The organism is Halopseudomonas nanhaiensis (assembly GCF_020025155.1).
In the GTDB taxonomy this organism is placed as follows: Bacteria; Pseudomonadota; Gammaproteobacteria; order Pseudomonadales; family Pseudomonadaceae; genus Halopseudomonas; species Halopseudomonas nanhaiensis.
Genome location: NZ_CP073751.1, coordinates 1,423,386 through 1,449,387, shown reverse-complemented (window position 1 = coordinate 1,449,387; position 26,002 = coordinate 1,423,386). Strand labels below are relative to the sequence as shown.

Sequence of the window (26,002 nt, the reverse complement as noted above, 5' to 3'; positions counted from 1 at the left end):
CTTAGAAACTTCAGGACGAGGCACGACTAGCGATACAACGAAGTGGAGATCTGAACTAAATACTTTCTTCAAGCTGGGGCCCACTGTACAGCATCGCTGAGATATAGCTACAACAATCTCGGTTATTTATCAGACGGGCCATAATTCCATTTTTGAACCGCGGCACTTGAAGTATCAAAGGATGGCTGCAACGCCGCCAGCAATACCGGCAAAGAGCACCGATAGACCGATGACTATTTTCCACGGGAACACTTTCGGCGGCGGCTCCACGGCAAGCTGGGTATTCAGATAGTCTCTCAGCAGGCGGGTGTTGCGCGTATTGGCCTTGTACACCGCATCGAAGGCATCCCCAAATACAGGCACCAGGCCCACCGCAAAATCGATTCCGATATTACGCAGCATGCGCCGCTTCACGTCACCACTGGCACCGGCACGCTGTGCCTCGAGCAGAACGTAGCCCGACATCGCCAGCCCCACCAGATCGCCAATTCCCGGGATCAGACCAATAATGGCCTCGACGCCGATCTTGAACCGGGTGAAAGGCAGCCCGATGCTGCTGTCGGTGAAACGGCTGAACTTGTCGAGCCGTTTGATGATTGCACGCTGTTCGGCTTCGCTCGGTTTCTGCGTCATTCCATCTCCAATGGCTATCCCGGCTGCGGCAAGCGGCTCGCCGTGAACTCTGAAGAGTCCGCGCCGGTGCAAGAAGTTCAGAAAACCAGCGGTCCAGCATGGAAGCTCGCTGACGATTATCGTAACCTGCAGACCTGCCTAGCCAAGAGGATCTGTAAGCCGCTGATGAAAACGCCAAAACGACTCGAGCCGTTAGTCGAGGATGGGCTGATCGACGAAGTGCTGCGCCCGCTCATGAGCGGCAAGGAAGCAGCGGTGTATGTAGTGCGCTGCGGCAAGGAACTGCGCTGCGCAAAGGTATATAAGGAAGCCAACAACCGCAGCTTCCGCCAGGCCGTGAAGTATCAGGAAGGCCGCAAGGTGCGCAGTAGTCGTGATGCGCGCGCCATGGCCAAGGGCTCCAAGCACGGCCGCAAGGAGAAGGAAGAGAATTGGCAGAACGCAGAAGTCGCCGCCCTCTATCGTCTTGCCCAGGCCGGAGTGCGGGTCCCCAAACCGTACGATTTCCTGGACGGCGTGCTCCTGATGGAGATGATCACCGATCACGACGGCGACGCCGCGCCGCGGCTGAATGATGTGGATCTCGAGCCGGACGACGCCCGGGAATTTCATGCCTTCATGATCGGCGAAGTAGTGAAGATGCTGTGCGCCGGACTGGTCCACGGCGACCTCTCCGAATTCAACGTGCTGCTCGACGACCGGGGTCCGGTGATCATCGACTTGCCGCAGGCCGTCGACGCAGCCGGCAACAACCACGCGTTCGACATGCTCGAGCGGGACGTGGGCAACATGACCGCGTACTTCGGCCAGTTCGCGCCAGAACTCAAGGCCACCCGCTACGCTAAGGAAATGTGGGCGTTGTACGAAGATGGCAAGCTGACGCCTGATACCCAGCTGACCGGTCTGTTCGATGAACCGGAAGATGAAGCCGACCTTGACGGTGTGATGCGCGAGATCAAGGCGGCCCTGGCCGAGCAGGAGCGCCGCGAAGCGCTACGCAATGCTACGGACGAGCCGAACGATGAGCCGCCACCGCCGCCCTGGATGCGCGGCTGAGTCACCGTTTTCAACCCGTCCTCCGTGAAGCTCAGCGCCTGTATCTGACCCATGCAGGCGCACCTCCGACAGCGTGACCTATCTGCCGACCTTCAGTTCTGACATTCACGAGGCCGGGCCGGCACTGCGCCGCCGCCCGCCGGGACGGATAACTGCTAACCTGAGCCGCTGAGAAGCAATCGATACAAGCGAGCGACGATGTCCCAGAGTACCCACCGCCCGAACATGGTGATCACCGTGTTGTGCGGCACCCTCACCTCCCTGGTTGTGATTGGCTTTGCCCGCCTGGCCTACGGCGTGATTCTGCCGTCGATGCGTGCCGATCTCGGCTTTTCCTACCAGGAAGCGGGCATCCTGAGCACGGTCACTGCGCTGTGCTACGTCTGCTTCGTGCTGGCCGGCGGCCTGGCTGCTGCCCGCTGGGGCGCCAAGGCCTCGATCCTGTTCGGCATGTTCACCGTGGCGGCAGGGTTTCTGGGGCTGACCGTCGCTGCCAACTACTGGCTTGTTCTGCTGCTCATGGGCGTACTGGGGTTCGGCACCGCCTTCGCCTTTGCGCCCATGGTCGCCTTGTTGGCAACATGGTTTCCGGAAAAGCGTGGGCTGGTCATCGGCTGCATGACCAGTGGCGTTGGCCTTGGGGTGCTGGTGTCCGGTGTGCTGGTGCCGTTTCTGTTCGAGACGTTCGGCGAGCACGGCTGGCGGGTGAGCTGGGGCGTTTTTGCCGGTGCCGCGCTGTTCGTCGCGGCCATGATCAGTCTCTTCGTACGCAACCCGCCGCAGGCCAAAGCCAGCGATGCGGGCGGCCTGCCGTCGGATGAGAAATGGCGTATCTACCGCAACCCGCGTGTGCTGATCGTTGCCAGTACCTACGGCATCATCGGTATGGGCTATATCGTTCAGACGGTGTTCATGGTCAGCTACATGGTCGAGACCGGTCACAGTGCCTCCACCGCTGGCCGGTTCATGGCAATGATGGGGCTGATGTCCATCGCGGCGGGGCCATTGTGGGGCTGGGTGTCGGACTTCTGGGGCCGCGGCAATGCGCTGGCAATGTGCATTTTCATGGTGATCGTCGCCATGGGCTTGCCACTGATTGATCAGACGCTGATGTTTTTCTTCTTCCACTTTCTGGTCATGGGCGCCTCGATCAACGGGCTGTTCGCCATGATTCAGACCAGTGCCACGGATCAGGTGGCGCCTCGCTACATCCCCATCGCGTTCAGTTTCGCTACATTGTTCTTTGCGATTGGCCAGTTCCTCGGTCCAGCCATTGCGGGCTGGATGATCGAAACGACCGGCGGCTTTACCGCTGCATTCAGCTTCACTTTTCTGGTGCTGTCGGTGGGTTTCGGCTTGACTCTGTTGATACGCCGTTTTCCCAAGGAACTGGCCGTCGAGGAACCGAAGGCGGTGCCGACCCAATCCACCTGACAGAGCGGGCGCCATGAACACACGAATCACCCGCAGGCACAGCCTCAAGTTCATCGGTGCCACGCTGGCAGCCATGATGCTCCCATCCGCCTCCCTCTTCGCCAGCAACGGCGGACTGCGGCACAAGGCGTACGCAGGCACAGATCGCACACTGCCGGTCATCGGTATGGGCACCTGGCGCACCTTCAATGTCGGGAACGATCCCAAGTTGCTCAATGCCCGCGCCGAGGTGGTCAAGGCCTTCTTCGAACTGGGCGGGCAGCTGATCGATTCGTCGCCCATGTACGGCTCGGCGTCAGAAACGATCGGCCATGCCTTGCAGCAGCTCGGGACACCCAACAACCTGTTCGCCGCCGAGAAGGTCTGGAGCCCGGCCGGAGGCTCCACGCGCGAGCAGGTCGCGACGCAGCAGGCGCACTGGACGGTCGAGCAGCTCGATCTGGTACAGGTGCATAATCTGGCCGACTGGCGTGAACATCTTGCTGTGCTGCGCGAGCTGAAAGCCGAGGGCAAGATTCGCCATGTCGGCATCACCACGTCGCATGGGCGCCGTCACAGCGAGATGGAGCAGATCATGTCGTCAGAAGACATCGACTTCGTTCAGCTCACCTACAACATCACCCACCGCGAGGCAGAAGATCGGCTGCTGCCCCTGGCACAGGAGCGCAACATCGGTGTGATCGCCAACCGGCCCTATGACGGTGGGGGTCTGATCAAGCGACTCAAAAGACGGGACGAGCCGTTGCCCGAGTGGGCCAGAGCCGAATGCGGTTGCTTTACCTGGGCTGACTTTCTACTGAAGTTCATCGTCAGCCACCCCGCCATGACCTGCGCCATCCCCGCCACCACACAGGTCGCGCACATGCGTGAAAACATGCGCGCCGGTCACGACCCCATGCCGTCACCCGACGCCCGCAAGCGCATGGCGGCCTACATCGAATCGCTATGACCGACTGGGGCAGCTACGCACTGCAGGACTTCATCCCGTTCACGGCAGATGTCTATGTCCGGCTGCTGGAGCGGATGAGTGAAACGTTCTGGCCGCTTCATCTGCTGACGCTGACGCTGGGCACTGTTTCCATTGCCTTGGCCCTCACAGGCCGCGCACGGCTCGCCTGCCTCACACATGTACCGCATTGGGCGTTCGTGGGAGTTGCGTTTTTCATTCAACGATACGCGGAGCTGAACTGGGCCGGCGGCTATCTCGGCTATGCATTTATCGTTCAGGCTCTGTTGCTGTCAGTGATCGCGGTTACCCGGCCTGGACCGACTGCAACGCCAAGCCTGACGAACCCACCTGTTCTCATCGGCGTGGTGATCGCCGTCGCCGGTCTGGTCGGTATGCCCCTGATCGCCCCGCTGGCAGGCGACGGCTGGTATCAGGCGGAAGTTTTCGGCATCCACGCCGATCCAACGGCGGTCACCACACTGGGACTGGTGCTGATTCTGTTGCGCGGTTGGGTGCTCTGGGTAGCGGGCATCATCCCGGTGGTATGGACGCTGATTTCTGCTCTTACCCTGCAGGTGCTGGATGCGTCAGGGTTTCAGCTCCTGCTTGCCGTCGCCGGGATCGGGCTGACGGGTTTGGTCTGGAAGAGCTGCGAAACCGACTTGAGGGCCTAGCGTCGACGCGACAGACAACTCAGTCCGGCTTCCTGTACCAGCTATACACCCGCATCGGCGGAATATTCCGTAATTCCAGAGTGCAGCCAACAGGCGCACCCATGATCGGGTCGGTATAACCGGCAACGTCGCGACGGAACTGGTAGGCCACGAATCGCCCGCCGGTGGCCAGCGAACCGTTCACCGCCTGCACTACCCGCGTCGCAACGGCTGGCGGCATCTTCGAGAACGGGATGCCCGAGATCACCACATCCGGCTTCTCCATACCGTGCTGCGCCAGGATGTCTGCAAGATGTTCCGCGCTGCCCTGACAATTGATGAACCGCGGATCATCTATTTCATCCAGCAGTTCATGGAAATGAGGGCTTAGCTCGATCGAGAGCAGCCGTGCATCAGGGCCAAGATGCTGAAGAAAGGTACGCGTCGTGCCGCCGGTGCCTGGCCCGAGCTCCACCACCCGCCTGGCGGCAGACAGATCTGCCGCCTCGACGATACGCTGCTCAAGAAACCGTGAACTTGGAATGATCGAGCCGACCTGGCTCGGCTCCCGCAGGAATCCTCGAAGGAAGGCGCCTGGATTGGTTTTACGATTCGATTCGGACTTGGCCCAACCGCTCTCCTCCGCCATGTGTTCTCAACCTTTTGCCAGGAGTGTTATTCGTTGCTGGCAGCGAGCGATGCACGCGTGATTCACTGCCATGCGCAAAAAAACCGGATCCGTCATGAGCAATGCCACTTCATCAGTTCAGCAGCAGCTCCGGAAAGAACCAGCTCCTTCGGGTTGAGTCATTTGTAATGCGGTAGGTTCCCGCGAACGCGTGACACGCATGCGCTACCGGCAACCCGGCAGCGATGGCGCATCGGTTGTGCGGAAAGGAACCGCCGGGGATTCGGAGGCGTTGCGCTGTCAGGACTTGTTCACCGCACCCGGATCTACCGATGCGCCAGCGCCGAGCTCTTCGCGGACCCTGGCCAGGCGTGCGCCCTCCTTGCCGGTGATCATGAACAGCTTGGCAGGATCGCTGGTGCGCAACTGCAGCGCGCCCAGTTCCATGCCTTCGGCCACGACAATGTCGTGCTGACGAGCCGCGAGGCCATCCAGAATCGTCTGCGCGGCAGCGACCGGGTCGATGCCATTCTCGATATTTGCATCGGACCGGCCACGCGCCGCGCCGCTGCCCTCCAGCGCATTTCGGGCAATATCGGTGCGCACCGAGCCGGGAATGATGATGCTCACGCCGATGCCGTAGGCCTCTTCAACCTCGGCACGCAAGGCTTCGAAGTAGCCCACCACTGCGTGCTTGGCGCCGCAGTAACCGGTCCTCAATGCCGTGCCCACCTTCCCCGCCACCGAACTGACGACAGCCACCTGCCCGCCCCTCTGCTCCACCAGCCGCGGCAGCAGTGCCTGGGTCAACGCCAGCGGCGCCATGTAGTCCACCTCGATCAGCTGACGGTATACATCCAGGGAAGTGTCCAGCGCCAGGCTGCGCTGACTGATGCCGGCATTGTTGATCAGCAGATCGATACGTCCCTGCCAGCCCCAGGCCTGCTCGACCAGAGCCGGAAGGCGGTCGTAATCAGTCGTATCAAAGGGCAGCACCAGCGTGCGCTCCGGCGCCTGATCCGCCAGCGCCTGCAGCCCATCGGCGCGGCGACCGGACACTATCACGTGCGCCCCCTGGGCCAGCAGTGCGTTGGTCAGCGCTTCACCAATACCCGATGACGCTCCGGTAACCCAGACTACCTTCGATTCGAACGACATAGCATGATTCTCCCTGGTCCGAGGGCAACCCTGTGCCCGGCAAAGTGCTGAGGGTAGTGGTTCGCTGGGGGAGAGTCTGTCATGCGAGTGACAGTTGCTGGCCGATCGGCCCGGAGACAGGTACGGAGGCCGATCCGCCGGCCCCGATTGCGCAAGTCAGCGCGGCCCGGCGGTGAGCCGGGCCAGACCGCTGTATCAGATTCTGAAGCGCCCCATCTGCTGCTGCAGGGAGGTGCCCAGGCGAGCGAGTTCGACGGTTGACGCAGCGGTTTCTTCAGCAGCCGAGGCCGACTGATCGGCAATGTCGCGCACATTGATCACGCTGCGATTGATCTCCTCGGCCACAGCGCTCTGCTGCTCGGCTGCGGTGGCAATCTGCACGTTCATGTTCTGGATGGTCGCGACCGTCTCGGTAATCGCCTTGAGCTCAGCCCCCACCCCGCGGGCCAGCGTCACGGTCTCGCCAGCCAACGTGCTGCTGGAGTTCATGATGGTCGATGCCTCCGATGCGCCCTTCTGCAGATTGCCGATGAGCGTTTCGATCTGCGCAGTCGACTGCTGAGTGCGCTGGGCCAGGCCGCGGACCTCATCAGCGACTACCGCGAAACCGCGCCCGGCTTCCCCGGCGCGGGCAGCTTCGATAGCGGCGTTGAGCGCCAGCAGATTGGTCTGCTCGGCGATGCCATTGATCACCGTCAGCACCGTGCTGATGGCGGCTGTGTCATCGCTCAGACGCGTCATCGCGACGACCGAGCGCTCGACCTCCGCACAGAGTCTGTCGATCTGGGTCAGCGCACGCTGCACGGCCTGATTACCCTGCGCAGCCTGCCGGTCAGCCTGTTGCGCAGCGGTAGCCGCGTTCTGTGCGTTGTGCGCCACTTCCTGCACGGTGGCCGCCATCTCGTTCATGGCGGTGGCCACCTGATCAGTCTCGGTACGCTGCGTATGCACGCCCGCACTGGTCTGCTCGGTCACGGCCGAGAGCTGCTCGGCAGCCGAGGCCATTTGTGTGGTGGCGTCGCTGATCTCGCCCACAAGGTTGCGCAGACTGCGGCGGGTCTTGGCCAGCGCATCGAGCAGATGACCAAACTCGTCGCCGCGCTTCTCAATCGGCTGTTCAGTCATGTCGCCCGCGCCGATAGCTTCAGCGATGGTCAGAGCGCGACTCAGCGGCGTAGTGATCTGGCGCACTATCAACCAGCTGATGCCGATGGCCAGCAGAATCGCCAGCAAGGTAACGCCGTACAGCCCCAGCTTGCTGGAGGCCACGTCTTCGGTGCTCTTGCGGTTCTGTCCGTCAACGATGGTATTGGCGGCATTGATGATGACCTGGAAATGCCCTTCCATCTTCTCCAGCAAGGCATTTTCAGCTGCAGCAATCGGCGGATAGGTGGCGATCAGCGCCATGTACCGCTCCGAGTTGGCCTGATACTCGCGGAACGTCTCGGCCTGTGCGCCGGATAGACGCGGGCCCAGCGGTGCACCTGCGGCTTTCACCACCTCGAAATGCCGGGTGAGGATATCCAGTGCCTTGTCAGACTCGTCCATGACGTAACCGCGCACGTGATAGCGCAACAGACGGGTCTGCTTGGCCGCTTCGGCGACCATGACGGCACTCGCGGCCTCGAACTCGTCGAACGGCACAACCGGCGCATCGGCAGTGCCGTTGAGCTCCACTTCAAGCCCGGCGATCTGCTTGTCGGCGGTATCGCCCACCTCGATCCAGCTGCGGCGCGTAGCAAGCTTGTTCAAGCGTGTGGCGATGAGCTGTTGGAACGCTTGCTGGAAGGCCAGCGCTTCGCGCGCGATCATTTCGATATCGGCCACGTCCTTCGGGTCACTGAATCGCACCTTGGTCCGTTCAACGATATCGATGATCGCATCCACCGACTCGGTCACGCGCCCCTCAACGGCCGGGTCGCCATCTCGATCGAATGCCTGACTGGCGCGGCGGATCAGGTTGACCTCATCGAGCAGCTTGCCTGCGGCTATGGCCTTCTGGCTGCGGTCGGCCAGGCTGTCCACACTTTGAATACCCATCAAGGCCACGATCAGACACAGCAAAACGACGGCACCGAAGCCCAGCGCCAGCTTCAGACTGACTTTCAGATTGTTCATGGTGAATCCTGCAAAGAGAAAAGGTCCTGCGTTCAGGCTTATGCGTATATCGGCCGGACTCGATTCAGCTCGCGTACCGTTCGTCGTGCGATGGCCGGAAGGAACGAAGCGCGCGCAGGCGCAGAACGGAAGGAGCGGATCAGGATCGGCGGACGCCGGTCATCGTCGCGGTTCCGGATCGTTGCTGGCGATACGCCCCTGGCGTCATGCCGGTCCAACCGCGAAAGGCGCGAATGAAGGAGCTCTGCTCCGCATAGCCGAGCAGCAGTGCGACATCGGTCTGCGCCAGCGCCGGGTCGGCCAGATACTGCCTGGCCAGGGTGTGCCGGGTATGCGCCAGCAGACCGCGATAGCTGTACCCGGCACGACTGAGCAGACGGTAGAAGGAGCGCGTGGACATGGCCATGGCCCTGGCGACGGCTTCTGCACTGGCATCGCCGTTTTTCATCGCCTCGACGATCTGTTCCTGTACCTGCGCGAAAAAGGCCGCTGCTTCGTCGTCGACCGTCTGCGGACGCTGATGCAGCAGTGCCTGGGCCTGCTGCTCGAGAAGCCGCAGCAAATAGGAATCCTTGCTGGTTATCGGCAGCGCCAGCAAGTGCGCGGGAATGCTCAGCTCGATGGCCTCGCACCCGAAATCGACGGGGCAACCCAGGAGCACCGAATACACGCCTGCGTCCCCGGGCGCCGGAAAGGGCAAGCCGGCGCGAATGGGCTTTATCGGCCTGCCGATGAGCGCCTGGCACAACGCAACGAACGCCGCCAGGCTGTACTCGCTGGCTCTCGGCGTATTGGCCACTGCTTGGGTCCAGGCCATGTGCAGTGCGCCATTCTCCATACGCGAACGCGAGACCAGGCCGCCCTGCAACAGCGCATGAAAACGGTGATAGCGCAGCAACGCCTGCCCGAGCGTTCCGCAGGCAGAAACCATGTAACCCACCACGCCGAAATCCTGGGGCTGGCAAGCCAGACCAAGCCGTATTCCCAGCGCCGGAACCGGGTCAAGCGCCCAGAGCTGCTCCAGATACTCGCAAAAGTCCACCGCCGGCACGCTTGGCGAAGCCAGCACCAGGCGTATGGCATCGCTCAGCTCATCGGCCGGCAGCTCGCGTTCGCGCGCGTAGCTCAGCACGGGCTCCAGGAAGGCTGCGGGAAGGACATCAGGTTTGCTCATGGAGGGCACTATCGGGACGCTGGCACAAAATGTCAATCAGGCAACGATTGCCGATACGTAAATCAAGACCGGACATACCATGAGGGCTTTTGCGGTCCTTGCGCGGAGTAGATCATGGCGTATGTCGTCACCCAGAACTGTATTGGCAACAAGCACACCAGCTGCGTAGATGTGTGCCCGGTCGAGGCCTTCCGTGAAGGGCCGGACATGCTGTTCATCGACCCCGATACCTGCATCGACTGCAACGCCTGCGTGTCAGCCTGCCCGGAGGGTGCGATCTTCCCTCGCAGCATGGTCCCCGCGGAGCAGGAGTCGTTCATCGCCCTGAACGCGGAGAACGCCAGGACCCATCCGGTCATTCGCGAAAGCATCCAGGCCGGCCAGCACGCCGCCAGCCCGCTGGCTCAGTTGCCTGGCCGGTTCGCCGTCATCGGCTCGGGCCCCAGCGGCTTCTATGCCGCCGAAGCGCTGATGAAGCAGCTGCCGGCCGCGCAGGTCGACATGTTCGAGCGGCTGCCGACACCGTTCGGGCTGGTGCGCTACGGCGTTGCGCCTGATCATCCACGCATCAAGTCGGTAACCGCCAGCTTCGAGCGCATTGCCGAGTCCGAGCGCTTTCGCTTCTTCGGTAATGTGCAGGTCGGTCGCGATCTGACCAGCGCCGAACTGCGCGCGCACTACCACGGCGTCATCTACGCAACCGGTGGCTCGCAAAGCCGTCCGCTGACGCTGCCCGGCGCTGACAGCGGCAATATCTTCGGCTCCTCCAACTTCGTCGGCTGGTACAACGGCCACCCCGATCAAGCGGAGCTTGGCCCGGACCTGACCGGCTCTGCTGCCGTGATCATCGGAATCGGCAACGTCGCCCTCGACATCGCCCGCCTGCTGGTTCTGCCCCACGAGCAGCTGGCCAAGACCGATATCGCCGATCACGCTCTGAAGGCACTGGCTGCAAGCGGTATCGAAGAAGTGAGGCTGCTGGCCCGCCGCGGCCCGGCACAGGCCGCCTTCACACCGAAGGAACTGGAACAAGTGATGGCCATTCCAGGTCTGCAGCTGCTGGTGGACCCTGCGGATCTGGAACTGGACGACACCACCGCACATCAGCTGGAACAACCCGAATTCGCCGAGGCCCGGCAGAATCTGAACCTGCTGCGGGAAATCGCTGCGCGCCCGCAGGGCGACGGCAAGCGCATTCGCTTCATGTTCTATACCAGCCCCTCCTCCTTTACCGCCAGCGGCGACCGCGTCAGCACCGTGCAGGCGCAACGTACCGAACTGGTCCGCAATGATCAGGGCGAACTGGTGGCCCGCGCGGCCGACCAGACGCTGGACATTCCAGCGAGTCTGGTCGTGCACGCCATCGGCTATCAGGGCTCGGCCATAGACGGACTGCCCTTCGATCTGGGACGCGGCGTGATGCAGCATCAACGGGGCCGGATACAGGGCCACAGCGACCATCGCGATTATGCCGCCGGCTGGATCAAGCGCGGCGCCAGCGGCGTGATCGGCAGCAACCGTCAGTGCGCCACGGAAAGCGTGCAGCAGCTGATCGACGATCTTGGCCGCAGCCTGCCGGAACGTTCGGGCGATATCGCGCAGTTGCTGACAGCGCGCAACGTGGAAACCGTCAGCATGGCGGATTGGCACCTGCTGGATCAGCATGAACAGGCCCGCGGTCGGATCGAAGGCCGCACGCGGAGCAAGGTTGTCTCGGTTGCCGAGATGCTCAAGGTCATTCGTGATGCCAGGGCCCACGAGGAAGAACAGGCCAACCTGCCGGTCAAGACCCACCACCGTGCCTGCACCCTCTGCGAAGCCATGTGCGGCGTGGTGATCAAGACCCAGGGCGAGCAGATTCTGTCGATCAAGGGCGATGAGAACGACCCGCACAGCGAAGGCCACATCTGCCCCAAGGGCTATGCCCTGCAGGATCTGCACAACGACCCCGACCGCCTGCGCACCCCGCTGGAAAAAGTCAACGGAGAGTGGCTGCCGATCGATTGGGATACCGCTCTGGACAAGGTGGCCGCCAGACTCGTGGACATTCAACGCCGGCACGGCAACGACGCCATCGCCGGCTACTGGGGTAACCCGGCATCGCACAACCTGGGGCTGATGATGGCCTCCGGGACCCTGCGCAAGGCCATCGGCACGCGCAATATTTCCTCCGCCGCCTCGCTGGATCAGATGCCCCACCAGCTGGTGTCCTACCTGATGTTCGGCCACAGCCAGCTGTTCACCATCCCGGATATCGACCGCACCGGCTACATGCTCATGCTCGGAGCCAACCCGGCGGCATCCAATGGCAGCCTGATGACCGCTGGCGACATCCTCAAACGCCTTGAACGCATCCGCGAGCGCGGCGGCAAGGTGGTGCTGGTCGACCCGCGCCGTACCGAGTCGGCCCGTTATGTGGATCAGCACCTGTTCATCCGCCCCGCCACCGATGCCTTCTTCCTGCTCGGCCTGATTCGACACGTGCTCGACAAAGGTCTGACCAAGCCCCGCCGACTGCGCGAGCTGGCCGACCACTGGGAGGCACTGGAGCCCCTGTTCGAGGGCATCTCACTGGAGCAGGCGAGCGCCCGCTGTGGCGTGCCGGTCGAGGAGATCAAGCGCATAGCCGAAGACTTCGCCACCGCCGAATCCGCTGTCTGCTATGGCCGCATGGGTGTCTCCACCCAGAGCTATGGCGCGCTCAACCACTGGCTGATGCTGGTGCTCAACATCATCACCGGCAATCTCGACCGTCCCGGCGGCATGATGTTTACCACCCCGGCGTTCAACAAGGCGCAAAGCCGGCCGATGGGCAGCTTCAACAACCATCAGAGCCGCGTGCGTGGTCTGCCGGAGTTCGACAGCTACTTCCCTGCCGTTACGCTGGCGGAGGAAATGCTCACGCCGGGCGAAGGACAGGTCCGCGGCTTCATTTGCGTCGCCGGCAACCCGGTGTTGTCCACACCCAACGGCCGGTTGATGGACGAAGCGCTCGAGCAGCTCGAGTACATGGTCTCCATCGACTTCTACCTCAACGAAACCTCCCGGCATGCGGATATCATCCTGCCGCCGACCGGCCCGCTGGAACACGAGCAGTACGACATCGTCTTCAACATGCTGGCGGTGCGCAACCTGGCCCGTTTCAGCGACCCGGTGTTCGAGGCGCCCGAGGGCACTCGCTGCGATTGGGATATCGTCCAGGGCCTGGCCAAGCGGATTCAGGCGCTCAAGAATCCGGACGCCGAACCGGCCAGACCCACGCCAACGCCCGAGCAGATTCTCGACCATGGCTTGAGGACAGGCCCTTACGGCAAGGGCTTCAGCGAGTGGAATTCCGGCACGCCGGTCGAGCATGACGAGCCGCTGAGCCTCGAGGTGCTCAAGCGTTATCCCCATGGGCTGGACCTGGGGCCGATGCGTCCCTCGTTCCCGGGCTATCTGTTCACCCCCGATCAGCGCCTGCGCCTGACGCCGCCCGAGCTGGTCGCAGACCTCGGCCGCGCCCTGGCCGAGCTGCGCGGAGCAGACACCAGCGAGCTGATGCTGATCGGGCGGCGCGACCTGCGCACCAACAACTCGTGGATGCACAACAGCAAGCGTCTGGTCAAAGGCAAGGACCGCTGCGCCCTGTTGATCCACCCGATCGATGCCGAGCGCCTCGGGCTAAGCACTGGCAAGCAGGCCCGCATCATGTCGCGCACCGGCGAGCTGATGATCAAGGTAGAAGTAACCGATGACATCATGCCCGGCGTTGTCTGCCTGCCCCACGGCTGGGGTCACGACCGCGAAGGCGTGGCGTTGCGCGTAGCGCAAGGCAACCCCGGCATCAGCGTCAACGACATTACCGATGACAAGGTTGTCGACGTGCTGTCAGGCAACGCGGTGCTGAACGGGATTCCGGTGTCGGTGGTGGCGGCGTGACGAAGCGGTGGTGGGCTGCCCGACGAGCGTCGTCGAACCAAAGCGCGCGTGTCGCGCCGGGGTAGATATGACACGGCGGCCGCACCGCGAAGGGACATCAGGCCCGATATCGCCGCTCGCTCGGCCCGAGACGCGATCCGGTATCAGGCCGTCAGTCCTTCGCTGCAGACGCGGCCTGACCTTCACTCCCTTCGAGCTGGCCGGCCCACTTGCCGGCAAACTGATAGAGCGGCTCGAACGAAGCCGCCAGCTCCAGGCCCAGGGAAGTGAGCATGTACCCGCCGCCGGTTGAGTCGACGATGCCAGCGTCACGTAGCTCGTTGATTCTGGACTGCAATACCGTAGGAGATATGTTGCCCGACGCGGCTCTCAGCGCTCTGGAGCTTAGCGCCCCCTGACGTAGCTCCCACAGAATCCTCAATGTCCACTTCTGGCCCAGAAGATCCAGTAGCGCCATGATCGGCCTGCGGCCCTTGACCCTGGGTGACTTCGTTGCTTCATTGCCCACCATACTGCCCCCTTGCTTTGCTACATATTTCGTAGCATCATTGCGGCTACACATTCTGTAGCAGCGGATCCTATCATGTCCCGAATACAACCACTCACCAAACCCTATCCCCACGCGATACAGGCAGTGTTCGACAGAGTCATGGGCCCCGGCGTGCCGCCTCTGGTTCTATTCACAACCCTGGCGACCAGTGATCGGGCCTGGGGCAAGTTCCTGGGCGGGTCGCTACTGGATGGGAATGTGCTCACCTTGCGGCAGCGAGAGCTGGTCATCAACCGGGTTTGCGCTCTTGCCGGCTGCGAGTACGAATGGGGGATCCATGTGACCGTCTTCGGTGAGCGCGCTGGTCTGAGCAGGCAAGAGATCGCAGCTACCTTGAATGTGCCTTTGAGTACAGACGCATGGGCGGATGCGGACATGGCTCTGCTCGCAACGGTTGACGCTCTCCATGACCGAGCAACGCTTGGTCATGAGGAGTTCTCGAGGGTGCGAAAGTACTTCGATGATGAACAGATCATGGAGATATTCATGCTGGCCGGCTTCTACCGAACCGTAGCCTATCTCGCTAACGGTCTGGATCTGCCGCTCGAGCAGAACATGGCCCGATTCGCCGACTACCGTGGTGAGTGCTCGCAGCAGGCTTGAGCGTGGTTGGGTCCCGTGCGGCTTCATCGGCCTCCTGCTGAGCAAACGATCCGGAGTTCGACGCGACCCAGCTGCTGCCGTAGCGGGACCACAGAGCCGGCTCGCCTGCGCACTCGGCTCCGCCTCCCCCCTTATTCCTGAACCATCCTCCGCTACCAACGTCCTAAATCTCTAGAAGCCCGACATACTTCTCACATCTGGCAGTCCCAGCAGGCAGGTCTATTCAGCAGTTATCCGACCGCGTAATCGCCCGCTGCCGGTTGATGCATTCAACTGAAGGAGCTGTTCATGGTAGACAAGTCTGAAAAATTCAGCTGGCTGGTACGCTTGGGCTTTGCCGCTCGGGGGGTAGTGTATCTACTGCTCGGTTATCTGTTCCTGGCTGGCTCTGGGCAAAGCCAGGCTGATGAGGGCGCGCAAGGCGTGTTCAATTACCTGCAGGAAGTGCCCGGTGGCACCCCCATACTCTATCTGTGCGCACTGGGTCTGGTCGGCTATGGACTCTACCGCCTGTCTTCGCTGCTGTTCGACGCAGAAAATTATGGCAAGGACAAGAAAGGTATCGCGCAGCGGCTGGGTCATGGCGCCAGCGGGCTAGCGCATTTTGTCCTGGCATACACCGCGTTCCAGTTCGCCCAGGGTGAGCAGCAATCCTCCGGCGGAGGGGGCGGAGGCGGAGGCAGCGCACAGGAAGCCACCAGCACAGTTTTATCGATGGAGTTCGGGCCCATCGTGATCGGAATTCTCGGTCTGTGCTTTCTGGCCGCAGCATTGGCTCAGGCGAAAAAAGCCATTACCGGCGACTTCATGGAGCGGATATCGCCCCGCGCACCGGGCTTTACCAAGATCATCGGCCACGCTGGATTCGCTGCGCGGACAGTGGTCTTTGCAGTGATCGGCTGGTCCTTTGTCCAGTCGGCGTGGCTGGACAGCTCGTCGCAGATCAAGACACTGGGCGAGGCGGTTTCCTCCCTGAGGGATAACGGCGTGTTATTCACGCTGGTGGCAATCGGCTTGTTGCTCTTCGGCGTGTTCAGCCTGGTCATGGCGCGGTATCGCACGGTTCCGGATCTTGACCCGGACGGTGTGAAACCCGCCTATCGGACCTGAGCCCCGACGCGCACGATGACCTTGATCAGACTTCCGGTTAACCTAGCATCAGGACGCTTTCATACCGCCTCTTGAGTGCTGTTGTGACACCGGGGGTCGGTTCGATCTGAACCGTTTTGAGGAAGGAAATCACGTGCGCGAATCCGTTCAGGACTACTACGGCAAGGTACTGCAGAGCAGCGCCGACCTGAAGACATCCGCCTGTTGCGACGTATCGACTATGCCGCAGTGGCTGAAGCCACTGTTGGCGAATATCCACCCCGAGGTGACTGAAAAGTATTACGGATGCGGGCTGGTCGCGCCGCATCTGCTATCGGGTTGCCGGATCCTCGATCTGGGCAGCGGCTCTGGACGGGATTGCTACGTGCTGGCACAGCTGGCCGGTGCCGAAGGACAGGTGATCGGTGTCGATATGACCGAAGAGCAGCTGGATGTTGCGCGGCGCCACCTGGATCATCACGCCGAGCGCTTCGGCTTTGCCAACGTAAGTTTTCATCAGGGTTACATCGAACAGCTGGACAGCCTGAACCTGCCCGACAACAGCATCGATGTGATCGTCTCGAACTGCGTGATCAACCTGTCGCCTGACAAGGATGCGGTTCTACGCGAGGCCTACCGGCTGCTCAAGCCCGGTGGTGAGCTGTACTTCTCCGACATCTATGCCGATCGCCGCCTGCCCGATGCGCTGCGTCAGGACGACGTGCTATATGGAGAATGCCTGGGCGGAGCTCTGTACTGGAACGACTTCGAGAATCTTGCCCGTCGCCACGGCTTTCTCGACCCGCGTCTGGTGGAGGACCGCCCTCTGGAAATCACCGATCCGGCCATTGCCGCCAAACTCGGCACCGCGCGCTTCTTCTCCGCCACCTACCGGCTCTTCAAGCTGACCGAACTGGAACCGGCTTGTGAGGACTACGGCCAGGCGGTGGTATATCGCGGAACTATCCCCGAAGCAGTCCATAGCTTCAAGCTGGACAAGCACCATGAAATCGAGACCGGGCGCATCTTCCCGGTGTGCGGCAATACCTGGCGGATGCTCAAGGACACACGTTTCGCCCAACACTTCGATTTCATCGGCAACTTCGAGCGCCACTACGGCATCTTCCCCGGTTGTGGCGGTGCCCTGCCCTACGATGCGACCGAGGCTTCACGGGGAGGCAGCGCGTGCTGCTGAAGTCATGATTGCCCGGCCCGAGCTGGAGCAACGCGAACAGCCCGCTTCGCTTTCTCTTTCTGGTTCCCAGCGGCGGGTCATAGGCGCGGAATCGAAATGACTCCATCCGACATTGGCAAGGCATACGATCAGATCACGCAACTGTGGGCCAGCGAGCAATTCAACATGAGCAACGGCATCGAGCCACACAAACGGGCCATTGCCGTGATCGACAAACAGTATCGCGGCGCCGCGCTGGACATTGGGTGCGGATGCACTGGCCGCTTCTTCGATTTGTTGCTGAGCGAAGGCTTTGAGCCTGAAGGGATAGACGTCTCTGCGGAAATGGTCCGGCTCGCTCAACTGAAACACCCGCACGTGCCTGTCCATCAGCAGAACATTTGCGACTGGGTGCTACCCAAACGATACGACCTGATCACCGCCTGGGATAGCATCTGGCATATTCCGCTGGCGTCCCAGGAGCTGGTGATAAGCAAGATCGTCGACGCGTTGAACCCATGCGGTGTGTTCGTTTTCTCGTTCGGCGGCACTACCGAGCCTGGAGACCATTGCGACAGCTTTATGGGCCCGGAAATCTATTACTCCTCTCTTGGCACCAATGGGTTCCTGTCGCTAGTTATCAAGCTCGGCTGCCAGTGTATCCACCTGGAGTACGACCAACCGCCCTCACCACATGCGTTCATGATCGTGCGCAAGGGTGCTGCGTGAACGCCTACGTTTAGGTCAATCCAAGGTTTTCACCGACTGTTTTCGGCCCTTTGAAGCGTTCCAGTACCTGGCAGGCAAGCGCACGTCGAAGGTGGCGGTGGCGGTGGCAGTGGCGGTGGCAGGATCTTCAGAGATGTAGAACGGATGAACGCGATACTTGCCTACCCTGCCCATTTCTATCGTCTCGATGTGCTCATGGGCAAGGAAGTGTTCCCGCGCTGATACCCGAGCTGCAGGACAGCCCGCCCGCCAGGGCCTTTAGCCTGTTGAACCTAGGGTTGTCCTTCCTGGTCAACGGCCGCCTGCACCTGTCGGAAGAACGCCAGGCGCTCTTCGCCCTGGTTGCCACCCTGGCGGTCCGTGGCCTGGGGCCAGTTACCGTTGGAGGCGATTACCAGTTTCCTACTGGGATCGATAAAGATGCCCTGGCCGAAGATGCCCTGTGCGATATAGGCGCCGTCATCCAGGGTCCACCACTGGTAGCCGTAGCCCCGTCCCGGTCTGCCGATATCCGCCTGCTTGGTGGTGGCTTCTTCAATCCAGCCGTCGGGCAACACAGGCTCGCCATCGACGACACCGCCACCCAGCAGGAACAGCCCGAAGCGGGCGTAGTCCCGGGTGGCCGCCTGTACGCAGCAGCCACTGATTTCATGCCCGGTGGAGCCCAGCAGCCAGGTCGCGTCCTGCTCCATGCCGAACGTCTTCCAGACCTTTTCTGACAGATATTCGGACAGCGTCTTGCCGCTGGCCGAACTGGCCAGCACGCCGATCAGATTGGTCTCGCCGGTTTTGTAGACCCACTTGGTACCCGGCTCCGCCTCCGATTCCAGTTGGCGCATGTAGCTCACGGTGACATCCACGCCCGCCTCGGGTTCGTGTCTGCTGAATTGCGCCACGTCCGACTGCGGGTCCGCGTAGTCTTCGTTCCACTTCACGCCCGAGGTCATCGTCAGCAGCTGCTTGATGGTGACCTTGTCGTAGGCGGAGCTCTTGAGGTCAGGGATATAGTCCGATACGGGGTCTTCGATGCTCTTGATGTGCCCGTCCTTGATCGCCGCACCGACCAGTGTCGACGTGAACGATTTGGCAACGGAAAAGCTGGTCCAGCGGCCTTCCGGACCGAAATCCAGCCCGTACTTTTCCAGCCGCACCTTGCCATCCTGAACGATGATCAGAGCGGCAGCGCGCTGCGACGCCATGTAGGCGTCGACATCCACATCGATATCCAGCGGCTCGCCCTGAGGCAGCGGGTAGGCGTTGTCACCGGCGGCGATCACCCGTGCGTCTGACAGCACAGGCAGGCGGTCCATGGCGCGGAAGGCGGCGTCGCGCTCCGGAGTAGACCAGAACAGCACACTGGAATTGGTCGGGAAGTTCAGCGCCAGCCTGCGCATATCCTTGTCCGCCGTCGCCCACAGCACGCCGCTTCCCACCGCAAGCAACACCACAATCGAGATGATCCATTTCTTCATGCTGACACCCTGCTTGTTGTTGTGCGGCTATCTTATGGCAGCGCCCGGTATGGCTGCTGTTCTTTTCCGCCGAATAGACCGCGGTGATTGGTCGATATGGCAGCAGCCATCGCCTTGCAGCAGCCCGCCAACCGCCACCTCGCCGAGACGCTCCTCCCCAACTGCCCGTCCGATTCATGATCCAGGTCAAGCCCGGCACAGCTCGGGGGAACTAGGCTCTAGGGGATCGGGTAAATCACAGCCGGTGATGCCCATCCACTTCCTGGAGAGACTGCCATGGCCCAGATGATGAGAGCTGCGATCTTTATCGAGCCCGGACGAATCGAACTGGCTGACAAGCCCATCCCCGATGTCGGCCCCAACGAGGCGCTGGTGCGCATTACCACCACGACGATCTGCGGCACCGACATTCACATCCTCAAGGGTGAGTATCCTGTTGCCAAGGGTCTGACCGTGGGCCACGAGCCGGTTGGCGTCATCGAAAAACTCGGTAGCGCGGTGCAGGGCTATCGTGAGGGCCAGCGCGTGATTGCCGGAGCCATCTGCCCGAATTTCAATTCCTACGCGGCGCAGGATGGGCTCGCGTCACAGGACGGCAGCTACCTGACCGCCGAGGGCAAGTGCGGCTGCCATGGCTACAAGGCCACAGCCGGCTGGCGGTTCGGCAACATGATTGATGGCACCCAGGCCGAGTACGTGCTGGTGCCCGACGCGCAGGCCAACCTGGCGCCCATCCCGGATGGGCTGACCGACGAGCAGGTGCTGATGTGCCCGGACATCATGTCCACCGGTTTCAAGGGCGCGGAAAACGCCAACATACGCATTGGCGATACCGTGGTGATCTTTGCCCAGGGCCCCATCGGCCTGTGCGCCACCGCCGGCGCCCGGCTGCTGGGCGCCACCACCATCATCGCCGTGGACGGCAACGAGCACCGCCTGGGCATCGCCCGGCAACTGGGTGCCGACGTCACCCTCGATTATCGCCATTGCGATGTGGTGGATGAGGTCATGAAGCTCACCGGCGGGCGGGGCGCGGACGCCTCCATCGAAGCCCTCGGCACCCAGCAGACCTTTGCCCAGTCACTGCAGGTGCTCAAACCCGGCGGCACCCTATCCAGCCTGGGGGTGTACTCCGAGGATCTGGTCATTCCGCTGGGCGCGTTCGCGGCCGGGCTGGGCGACCACAAGATCGCTACCGCGCTGTGCCCCGGCGGCAAGGAGCGCATGCGACGGCTGATGAATGTGCTCGAATCGAGCCGGCTGGACCTCGCGCCACTGGTCACCCATGAATACCAGCTGGACAGGATCGTGGAAGCCTATGATGTGTTCGGCCACCAGCGTGATGGTGTATTGAAGGTGGCGATCAAACCCTGATGAGCGTCGCGCCCAGTGCTTGGCCGCATCAAGCGCAGACAGCTCGAACGCGAGACGGGAGCGCTATCGACAGCGGGCTACAGAGTGGCCGCCGCGTGGATGCATCAGCGAAGCTGGTGCAACAACTGCCGGGCACGCGGGTGGTATGGCTGATGCTCCCTGCCGGGGCCATCACCCAGACCATTGATCGAATTCTCCGACGCTGGTCGCACCGGTCAGAACTCCGACACCGGTCTTCGGTCACCTACGACACCTGGCGGCGGATTAAAACGGGGCCAACCGGCACCTGAAGCTCGCTTGAAGGCCCGGACAGGTTGTCTTTACTGAGTGGGCGCAAGCTCAGCAAAACCTTCACGGACCAGCCAGGTGCAACCGGGGCAAGCCATGGAACTGAACCGTGTTACAGCAGAACAGATAGCCAACGAACACTATGAAGTGGTGATTATCGGGTCAGGGTTCGGCTCCACGTTTTTTCTTAACGAGGCAGTCGAACGTCTTGCCGGCCGCGCGCTGGTCATTGAGTGGGGGGACTACTACCCCTGGGCGCAGCAGATTCTCAACAACCAGAATAGTGAATTCCCCCAGGAGTCGACCTATCTCAATCGCGGCGACAAACCATGGAACATGACCATCGGTTTTGGTGGCGGGATGAACTGCTGGTACGCGCTGACCCCGAGATTCCACCCCTATGATTTTCACATGAAGAGTCGATATGGGGTCAGCAACGACTGGCCCCTCGGCTACGATGCACTGGAGCGGTATTACTGTGATGCAGAGCGCATCATGTCCATCTCCGGCGATCCGGACATGGCAACTCTGTTGCCCCGGACAATGCCGTTTCCTCTGCCGCCCCACAAGGGCACCTCGGCCGATGTATTGATGAAGGCCGCAATGCCTCAGCACCATTTCATCGTGCCGACCGGTCGCGCGAGCGCCGCCAACTAACAGCGCGGCAAATGCTGTGCGAATGCCACCTGCTACCGCTGTCCGACCAATGCCAAATTCACGGCAGAAAACGGCTTCTCCCGCCTGTTCGGTCACCCCAAAGTCGATGTCTGCCTGTTATCCGAGGTGGATACGCTCGGCTATACGGGTGACGTCATCACTCACGTGGTGTTCAAGTCAGGTGGCAAGCAATACCGGGTAAACGGCGATCTGTTCGTTTTGGGCGCGAACGCCATTCAATCGCCAGCAATCCTCTTGCGTTCGGGCATCGTCCACGGCGAAACGGGATTGAACCTGCACGAGCAGATAGGGGCGAGTGTCGAGGTCTTCCTGGATGGACTCGCCTCGCTGAATGGAAGCTCGATCAGCACAGGTCTGAATTATTGCTTTTACGACGGTGAGTTTCGTCGCGAGCGGGCCGCAACCCTGACCAGCTTTGATAACCGCTGGCCGTACGGCCTGCGTACAGAACCGGGGAAATGGCATCACCTTCTGCCGCTTACCCTGGTCACCGAGGAACTGCCCAGCCTGGAGAACAAGGTAACGGTCGACGATGCCACGGGCAAAGCGGTAATCCACCACACCGGCCCATCGACGTACGCCAAGCTAGGGCTGCAATACGCGCTCGACAACCTTGATGGACTGCTCGAGCCATTGCCGGTTGAAGCGGTGCATTTCCGCGAGTGGCGAATCACCGAATCCCATGTGCAAGGTACGCTGCGTATGGGCAAGAACGGTGATGGGTCGGTCATCGACCATAGCCTGCTTCACCACCGCAAGCGCAATCTGGTCGTGGTCGGTACCTCCACCTTCCCTTCCAGTTCAGCCAGCAACCCCAGCCTGACCGCCGCTGCCCTTTCCATTCGCGCAGCCGAACTGCTGTTCGCATAGGGAGTACCCGACATGAATCGACGCCGATTTCTTGCCCTGTCTGGCGCGGCCATTGGCGCTGCTGCGATCGGTGGCACCACCGCGGTATTCAACAACCCGTATCAGTACATCCCCGCGCTGCTTCATGAATACATAGGGCGGTATACGATGGACGCGGACGAGGAAAAGCGCTTCGTTGACGCCTTTGGCGAACACTACGGCCTGGACACCATGCTGGGCTTCGTCGGGTTGCACAATCTGCGCCGCCATACATCAATGGGAACAGCCTACACCCACTTCATAACAGACCTGTACGAGCGGCGGCTGGTCGCGGATTTTCTGACCTCCACCGACTTTCTTCGCAACTACGAAATACACAGTGTGCCGGATGTGAAATTCATCGGGTTCAAGATGACATGCGCCAATCCGTTCGCCCGGTTTGCTTAGTGAACTGACGGAGCCGAATCGCTGCGTCGGCGCACAGAAGCGATCTGCGCTTTTGACAGATGGCCTCGGCGTTTGCGCTACACTGCGCCCATTCGAATAGACAGGGTGATGGCATGAGAGTGTGCGGTGTTGATATCAACAGTAACGATGTGAATGTGTGTCTGTTGTCGCTGAGCGACGATATTTTCGAGCTGCCGGATTTCCGCTCCAGAAAGCTGACCTTGCGGGATATCAACAGCACCGGTGAACTGCGGTATTTCCAGCAGACCTTCGCCAAGCTGATGGCCGATTACCAGGTAGATCAGGTGGTCATCCGCCAGCGCCCGATGAAGGGCAAGTTCGCTGGCGGCGCGGTCGGTTTCAAGCTGGAGGCCGCTATCGAACTGATCGCAGAGCTGAACGTGACGATCATGTCGACGACCGATATCAAGGAGTCGCTCAAGCGCAACCCGATCCAGATCGACTATGCCGGCACCGGCCTCAAGGCGTTTCAGGAAGTCGCGTTCAACACGGCCTATGCCTATCTGATGAAGGACAAGTACGCCGCCAGGGATGACTAGCCATGTCGGATGCGGAGCATGTCCCGTCATGCTCCAGCAAGCTGACGGTCCTTACCTGATAACCTCGATCTTCACCCGCACCAGCCCCGCCGAGGTGCTGCCGATCTCGCTGAACGCCGACTTCGACAGATCGATGATCCGCCCGCGAACGAAGGGGCCGCGGTCGTTGATGCGCACCACCACGCTCTTGCCGCTCTGAAGGTTGGTGACCCGCACCTGAGAGCCGAACGGCAGCTTCTTGTGCGCGGCAGTCTTCAGCTTGTGGCTGTAGCGCTCGCCGTTGGCCGTCTTCTGATTCTGATGGCGGTCCGCATAGAACGAGGCAAGCCCGGTTTCGGTAAAGCCAACCGGTACGCCGCCGCTGCCCTTGGGCGCTGTACTGCAGCCGACAAGAGCAACGATAAACAGGGACAACATCAGGCGAATGGCCAGTCTGGTCATGGGTGCTTCCAGTTGAGGAATTGGCGGATGGTTTGCAGTGGTCAGTCGTCCACGAATGACAGATGGTGCACGCGATTGCGGCCCATGTCCTTCGCCATGTAGAGCGCCGCGTCTGCCCGTCGCAGCAGCGACTCCGCGCTGCCGGCAGCGAGCTCTGCCGGTGCCGTCGAGACTCCGAAGCTCACGCTCAGACAGGCAGCGCCATGCTCTGGCACATGCGGCAGCTGTAACGCATTGACCGCCTGGCGCAGGCTTTCAGCAACGGCCTGAGCGCCGCGCGCGTCGGTTTCCGGCAGTATCACCGCAAACTCTTCGCCCCCGTAGCGGGCCACGAGGTCCGCCGGGCGCTCCACTGCACTGGCCAGTGCAGCGGCGACCCGTTGCAGGCAGAGATCCCCCGCCTGGTGGCCGAGCGTATCGTTGTAGAGCTTGAAATGATCCACATCGCACATGATCAACGACAGCGGTTGCGCGTTGCGCCGGGCACGGCCCCATTCGCAGATCAGCGTCTCATCGAACTTGCGCCGATTCGGCAAACCCGTGAGCGTATCGGTGCAGCTCAGCGTCTCCAGCGTGCGATTGTTCTGCATCAGCTCCCTTTCGGCGTGGTCGATCTCGCGTCGGAACATGAAGGAGAACACCGCGGAGAGCGTCAGCACCCCCAGCACGCTGCCGCCAAACATCACGTCGACGAAGGGTGAAGGCACCGGAGACAACGCGCGCTCAGCGGTAAACACGAAGTGAGCGAGGATGAACAGCACAGCGATAACGACAGATTGAAGCCAGAAGCGCACCGCGCTCATGTGCCGATAGACCAGCGCGAGAATAGCACCGACCGTGAAATAGAACAGATGCACGCCAGCCGCCGAACTGATGAAGACAGTCACCACGAACACCTGCGCGCAGGCGTTGACCAGCACCAGGTTGCGCGCCAACGCGTAGTGGCCGCGATGGTTCAGCCACACCACCAGCAGATACAGCGAGATGAACAGCACATTGAAGCTGAACACGCCCCAATACACTGACAGGCCCTGCAGGGCATAGAACAGCTGATATGGGAGCGTGGCCGCCGCGCCGAGCATGCCCACCTGGTTGCTCAGCACGATCTGCCTTCGCAAGGCAGCGGACTCGACCGCCACACCGGTGGCAGAGAAGTGAGAAAGCAGTTTGCGCACTGGAAATACCAAGGCCGTTTTTATTGTGACGCCAGAATAACGCATTGTGCGGCCGGACGGCAGAGCGCGGGCAAGCCCTCGAAATCAGCTAACCTGGACTGGCTGATCAGCCCTTCTGTTTCTCCAGCGGCTCCAGCTGCTTCCACAGCGTATCGGCCTCCTGAGTGAGCATGGAGTACGTGCGAATATCACCGTTACGCTGCGCCTGCATGGCGGCTTCCAGCTTGGCGTTGTACTGCTTGCGCAGCTTCTTTGCCGGGTCGCTCTTGAATAGGCCAAACATCATGGGTTCTCTCAGGAAGAGTGTTTGATCAGTCTACGGAATGCCCGCCAGTTCGCACGCCGGGATATGTAACGAGTCACGTTGCGGCACCCTCGCACGGCGTAAGCAGGTAAACTGGCGGCAACCTTCATTGATCGGCAACGGGCTGGGTGTTGCCGCCAAACCGGATACTTCAGATGCTTGTCTACTTTCTTGTTGCCTGTGACCGCCTGGAAGAAAAGCGGGAAAAGAAACTACGCCAGAGCCTGCCCGAATTGCAGGCAGCCTTGCAGGCGTATGCCGAGGCCAATGCCGCGAACGATGTCACCCTGATCAACGCCTGTGACAGTGAAGACTGCGCCGAGTGGGAACTGGGCATCAGCCAACCTGTGAGCAAGAACATTCACCTGAACTTCCCGGTGGACCTGTTCAATGGCCTGGCCAAGCAACACGGCATTGATTGTGAGGTGGGCCTTATCGAAAACGGTGAGCGCGAGCCGGTCAGCTACTTCGGTGCTCACGAAGGCCGGGGTGAAGCCTTTCTGATCGCTGAATATCTGGAGTTGTAACGCCAGGCGCAGCAGAGC

At 61.4% G+C, this 26,002-nt stretch carries 25 protein-coding genes and 1 pseudogene; 16 read left to right on the top strand and 10 right to left on the bottom strand.

Features of this window, described 5'->3' with window-relative positions; genetic code table 11:
• Window positions 1-174: 174 nt before the first annotated feature.
• The gene (locus KEM63_RS06545; protein ID WP_223655386.1) at window positions 175-633 is read right to left on the bottom strand and encodes a DUF4112 domain-containing protein; all 459 of its coding nucleotides are present in this window, start codon (window positions 631-633) and stop codon (window positions 175-177) included.
• A 165-nt stretch (window positions 634-798) separates the two neighbouring features.
• On the opposite strand from KEM63_RS06545, the gene KEM63_RS06540 reads away from it, so the two are divergent.
• From KEM63_RS06540 to KEM63_RS06525, 4 genes are all read left to right on the top strand, one after another.
• The gene (locus KEM63_RS06540) at window positions 799-1,689 is read left to right on the top strand and encodes a PA4780 family RIO1-like protein kinase (RefSeq protein WP_223655385.1); all 891 of its coding nucleotides are present in this window, start codon (window positions 799-801) and stop codon (window positions 1,687-1,689) included.
• A gap of 198 nt (window positions 1,690-1,887) precedes the next feature.
• Entirely contained in the window at window positions 1,888-3,123 is a 1,236-nt protein-coding gene (locus tag KEM63_RS06535; protein ID WP_223655384.1) for an MFS transporter, read from the top strand.
• 13 nt (window positions 3,124-3,136) lie between these two features.
• Complete coding sequence (locus KEM63_RS06530) at window positions 3,137-4,072, top strand: aldo/keto reductase (protein WP_223655383.1); 936 nt, start codon at window positions 3,137-3,139, stop codon at window positions 4,070-4,072.
• Window positions 4,069-4,746 (top strand): hypothetical protein, encoded by a 678-nt coding sequence (locus KEM63_RS06525; RefSeq protein WP_223655382.1) that lies wholly within the window; start codon window positions 4,069-4,071, stop codon window positions 4,744-4,746. Before KEM63_RS06530 ends, KEM63_RS06525 begins: the two co-directional genes overlap by 4 nt.
• Window positions 4,747-4,765: 19 nt before the next feature.
• On the opposite strand, the gene KEM63_RS06520 is transcribed toward KEM63_RS06525, so the two are convergent.
• The 4 genes from KEM63_RS06520 to KEM63_RS06505 form a co-directional block, all read right to left on the bottom strand.
• Window positions 4,766-5,374, bottom strand: coding sequence for a class I SAM-dependent methyltransferase (locus KEM63_RS06520; protein WP_223655381.1), 609 nt, complete (start codon window positions 5,372-5,374; stop codon window positions 4,766-4,768).
• A 279-nt stretch (window positions 5,375-5,653) separates the two neighbouring features.
• Entirely contained in the window at window positions 5,654-6,511 is an 858-nt protein-coding gene (locus KEM63_RS06515; RefSeq protein ID WP_223655380.1) for an SDR family NAD(P)-dependent oxidoreductase, read from the bottom strand.
• Window positions 6,512-6,706: 195 nt separating this feature from the next.
• Window positions 6,707-8,629: a methyl-accepting chemotaxis protein gene (locus KEM63_RS06510; RefSeq protein WP_223655379.1), complete on the bottom strand. Its 1,923-nt coding sequence runs from the start codon at window positions 8,627-8,629 to the stop codon at window positions 6,707-6,709.
• A 139-nt stretch (window positions 8,630-8,768) separates the two neighbouring features.
• Window positions 8,769-9,803, bottom strand: coding sequence for an AraC family transcriptional regulator (locus KEM63_RS06505; protein WP_223655378.1), 1,035 nt, complete (start codon window positions 9,801-9,803; stop codon window positions 8,769-8,771).
• 114 nt (window positions 9,804-9,917) lie between these two features.
• Here KEM63_RS06505 and KEM63_RS16975 point away from each other — a divergent pair.
• Window positions 9,918-10,679 (top strand): annotated as a pseudogene (locus tag KEM63_RS16975) (4Fe-4S binding protein); the annotation flags it as partial.
• Window positions 10,680-11,579: 900 nt separating this feature from the next.
• Window positions 11,580-13,724, top strand: a complete 2,145-nt coding sequence (locus tag KEM63_RS06495; protein WP_267461157.1) for a molybdopterin oxidoreductase family protein — start codon at window positions 11,580-11,582, stop codon at window positions 13,722-13,724.
• Between the two features lie 151 nt (window positions 13,725-13,875).
• Here the strand turns inward: KEM63_RS06495 and KEM63_RS06490 are convergent, their stop codons facing one another.
• A complete protein-coding gene (locus KEM63_RS06490) occupies window positions 13,876-14,235 on the bottom strand; it encodes a winged helix-turn-helix transcriptional regulator (RefSeq protein ID WP_223655377.1) in 360 nt (119 codons plus the stop codon).
• A gap of 72 nt (window positions 14,236-14,307) precedes the next feature.
• Here KEM63_RS06490 and KEM63_RS06485 point away from each other — a divergent pair, with 72 nt between their 5' ends.
• The 4 genes from KEM63_RS06485 to KEM63_RS06470 all read left to right on the top strand — a co-directional run bounded on the left by KEM63_RS06485 (window position 14,308) and on the right by KEM63_RS06470 (window position 17,869).
• Window positions 14,308-14,877, top strand: a complete 570-nt coding sequence (locus KEM63_RS06485; RefSeq protein ID WP_223655376.1) for a carboxymuconolactone decarboxylase family protein — start codon at window positions 14,308-14,310, stop codon at window positions 14,875-14,877.
• A gap of 288 nt (window positions 14,878-15,165) precedes the next feature.
• A complete protein-coding gene (locus KEM63_RS06480) occupies window positions 15,166-15,987 on the top strand; it encodes a DUF1206 domain-containing protein (protein ID WP_223655375.1) in 822 nt (273 codons plus the stop codon).
• 133 nt (window positions 15,988-16,120) lie between these two features.
• Window positions 16,121-17,161 carry a methyltransferase domain-containing protein gene (locus tag KEM63_RS06475; protein ID WP_223655374.1) on the top strand — a complete coding sequence of 347 codons (1,041 nt, stop codon included), beginning with the start codon at window positions 16,121-16,123 and terminating at the stop codon, window positions 17,159-17,161.
• A 96-nt stretch (window positions 17,162-17,257) separates the two neighbouring features.
• On the top strand, window positions 17,258-17,869 hold the full coding sequence (locus KEM63_RS06470; protein ID WP_223655373.1) for a class I SAM-dependent DNA methyltransferase: 612 nt from the start codon (window positions 17,258-17,260) through the stop codon (window positions 17,867-17,869).
• A gap of 272 nt (window positions 17,870-18,141) precedes the next feature.
• On the opposite strand, the gene KEM63_RS06465 is transcribed toward KEM63_RS06470, so the two are convergent.
• Entirely contained in the window at window positions 18,142-19,341 is a 1,200-nt protein-coding gene (locus KEM63_RS06465; RefSeq protein WP_223655372.1) for a serine hydrolase domain-containing protein, read from the bottom strand.
• Between the two features lie 276 nt (window positions 19,342-19,617).
• Between KEM63_RS06465 and KEM63_RS06460 the strand changes: the two genes are divergently transcribed.
• The 5 genes from KEM63_RS06460 (at window position 19,618) to KEM63_RS06440 (ending at window position 23,537) form a co-directional block, all read left to right on the top strand.
• Window positions 19,618-20,715 carry an NAD(P)-dependent alcohol dehydrogenase gene (locus KEM63_RS06460; protein WP_223655371.1) on the top strand — a complete coding sequence of 366 codons (1,098 nt, stop codon included), beginning with the start codon at window positions 19,618-19,620 and terminating at the stop codon, window positions 20,713-20,715.
• Between the two features lie 384 nt (window positions 20,716-21,099).
• Window positions 21,100-21,660, top strand: a complete 561-nt coding sequence (locus KEM63_RS06455; RefSeq protein WP_223655370.1) for a GMC family oxidoreductase — start codon at window positions 21,100-21,102, stop codon at window positions 21,658-21,660.
• A gap of 126 nt (window positions 21,661-21,786) precedes the next feature.
• The gene (locus KEM63_RS06450) at window positions 21,787-22,551 is read left to right on the top strand and encodes a GMC oxidoreductase (RefSeq protein WP_223655369.1); all 765 of its coding nucleotides are present in this window, start codon (window positions 21,787-21,789) and stop codon (window positions 22,549-22,551) included.
• A 12-nt stretch (window positions 22,552-22,563) separates the two neighbouring features.
• Complete coding sequence (locus tag KEM63_RS06445; protein ID WP_223655368.1) at window positions 22,564-22,977, top strand: twin-arginine translocation signal domain-containing protein; 414 nt, start codon at window positions 22,564-22,566, stop codon at window positions 22,975-22,977.
• Between the two features lie 113 nt (window positions 22,978-23,090).
• The gene (locus KEM63_RS06440) at window positions 23,091-23,537 is read left to right on the top strand and encodes a DUF3010 family protein (RefSeq protein ID WP_223655367.1); all 447 of its coding nucleotides are present in this window, start codon (window positions 23,091-23,093) and stop codon (window positions 23,535-23,537) included.
• A gap of 51 nt (window positions 23,538-23,588) precedes the next feature.
• Here the strand turns inward: KEM63_RS06440 and KEM63_RS06435 are convergent, their stop codons facing one another.
• The 3 genes from KEM63_RS06435 to KEM63_RS06425 form a co-directional block, all read right to left on the bottom strand.
• The gene (locus KEM63_RS06435) at window positions 23,589-23,978 is read right to left on the bottom strand and encodes a septal ring lytic transglycosylase RlpA family protein (RefSeq protein ID WP_223655366.1); all 390 of its coding nucleotides are present in this window, start codon (window positions 23,976-23,978) and stop codon (window positions 23,589-23,591) included.
• A gap of 41 nt (window positions 23,979-24,019) precedes the next feature.
• A complete protein-coding gene (locus tag KEM63_RS06430; RefSeq protein WP_223655365.1) occupies window positions 24,020-25,153 on the bottom strand; it encodes a GGDEF domain-containing protein in 1,134 nt (377 codons plus the stop codon).
• Window positions 25,154-25,259: 106 nt separating this feature from the next.
• Window positions 25,260-25,439 (bottom strand): DUF6435 family protein, encoded by a 180-nt coding sequence (locus tag KEM63_RS06425; protein ID WP_223655364.1) that lies wholly within the window; start codon window positions 25,437-25,439, stop codon window positions 25,260-25,262.
• 173 nt (window positions 25,440-25,612) lie between these two features.
• Between KEM63_RS06425 and KEM63_RS06420 the strand changes: the two genes are divergently transcribed.
• Window positions 25,613-25,984 (top strand): hypothetical protein, encoded by a 372-nt coding sequence (locus tag KEM63_RS06420; RefSeq protein WP_223655363.1) that lies wholly within the window; start codon window positions 25,613-25,615, stop codon window positions 25,982-25,984.
• The last annotated feature ends 18 nt before the right edge of the window (window positions 25,985-26,002 follow it).

Excerpts from the sequence above, each read along its gene's own strand:
- KEM63_RS06435 (WP_223655366.1), bottom strand. The coding sequence starts at position 23,978 with ATGACCAGACTGGCCATTCGCCTGATGTTGTCCCTGTTTATCGTTGCT.
- KEM63_RS06480 (WP_223655375.1), top strand. The coding sequence starts at position 15,166 with ATGGTAGACAAGTCTGAAAAATTCAGCTGGCTGGTACGCTTGGGCTTT.
- KEM63_RS06540 (WP_223655385.1), top strand. The coding sequence starts at position 799 with ATGAAAACGCCAAAACGACTCGAGCCGTTAGTCGAGGATGGGCTGATC.
- KEM63_RS06535 (WP_223655384.1), top strand. The coding sequence starts at position 1,888 with ATGTCCCAGAGTACCCACCGCCCGAACATGGTGATCACCGTGTTGTGC.
- KEM63_RS06515 (WP_223655380.1), bottom strand. The coding sequence starts at position 6,511 with ATGTCGTTCGAATCGAAGGTAGTCTGGGTTACCGGAGCGTCATCGGGT.
- KEM63_RS06490 (WP_223655377.1), bottom strand. The coding sequence starts at position 14,235 with ATGGTGGGCAATGAAGCAACGAAGTCACCCAGGGTCAAGGGCCGCAGG.
- KEM63_RS06420 (WP_223655363.1), top strand. The coding sequence starts at position 25,613 with ATGCTTGTCTACTTTCTTGTTGCCTGTGACCGCCTGGAAGAAAAGCGG.
- KEM63_RS06520 (WP_223655381.1), bottom strand. The coding sequence starts at position 5,374 with ATGGCGGAGGAGAGCGGTTGGGCCAAGTCCGAATCGAATCGTAAAACC.
- KEM63_RS06525 (WP_223655382.1), top strand. The coding sequence starts at position 4,069 with ATGACCGACTGGGGCAGCTACGCACTGCAGGACTTCATCCCGTTCACG.
- KEM63_RS06505 (WP_223655378.1), bottom strand. The coding sequence starts at position 9,803 with ATGAGCAAACCTGATGTCCTTCCCGCAGCCTTCCTGGAGCCCGTGCTG.
- KEM63_RS06440 (WP_223655367.1), top strand. The coding sequence starts at position 23,091 with ATGAGAGTGTGCGGTGTTGATATCAACAGTAACGATGTGAATGTGTGT.
- KEM63_RS06545 (WP_223655386.1), bottom strand. The coding sequence starts at position 633 with ATGACGCAGAAACCGAGCGAAGCCGAACAGCGTGCAATCATCAAACGG.
- KEM63_RS06455 (WP_223655370.1), top strand. The coding sequence starts at position 21,100 with ATGGAACTGAACCGTGTTACAGCAGAACAGATAGCCAACGAACACTAT.
- KEM63_RS06470 (WP_223655373.1), top strand. The coding sequence starts at position 17,258 with ATGACTCCATCCGACATTGGCAAGGCATACGATCAGATCACGCAACTG.
- KEM63_RS06425 (WP_223655364.1), bottom strand. The coding sequence starts at position 25,439 with ATGATGTTTGGCCTATTCAAGAGCGACCCGGCAAAGAAGCTGCGCAAG.
- KEM63_RS06460 (WP_223655371.1), top strand. The coding sequence starts at position 19,618 with ATGGCCCAGATGATGAGAGCTGCGATCTTTATCGAGCCCGGACGAATC.
- KEM63_RS06510 (WP_223655379.1), bottom strand. The coding sequence starts at position 8,629 with ATGAACAATCTGAAAGTCAGTCTGAAGCTGGCGCTGGGCTTCGGTGCC.
- KEM63_RS06445 (WP_223655368.1), top strand. The coding sequence starts at position 22,564 with ATGAATCGACGCCGATTTCTTGCCCTGTCTGGCGCGGCCATTGGCGCT.
- KEM63_RS06530 (WP_223655383.1), top strand. The coding sequence starts at position 3,137 with ATGAACACACGAATCACCCGCAGGCACAGCCTCAAGTTCATCGGTGCC.
- KEM63_RS06485 (WP_223655376.1), top strand. The coding sequence starts at position 14,308 with ATGTCCCGAATACAACCACTCACCAAACCCTATCCCCACGCGATACAG.
- KEM63_RS06465 (WP_223655372.1), bottom strand. The coding sequence starts at position 19,341 with ATGAAGAAATGGATCATCTCGATTGTGGTGTTGCTTGCGGTGGGAAGC.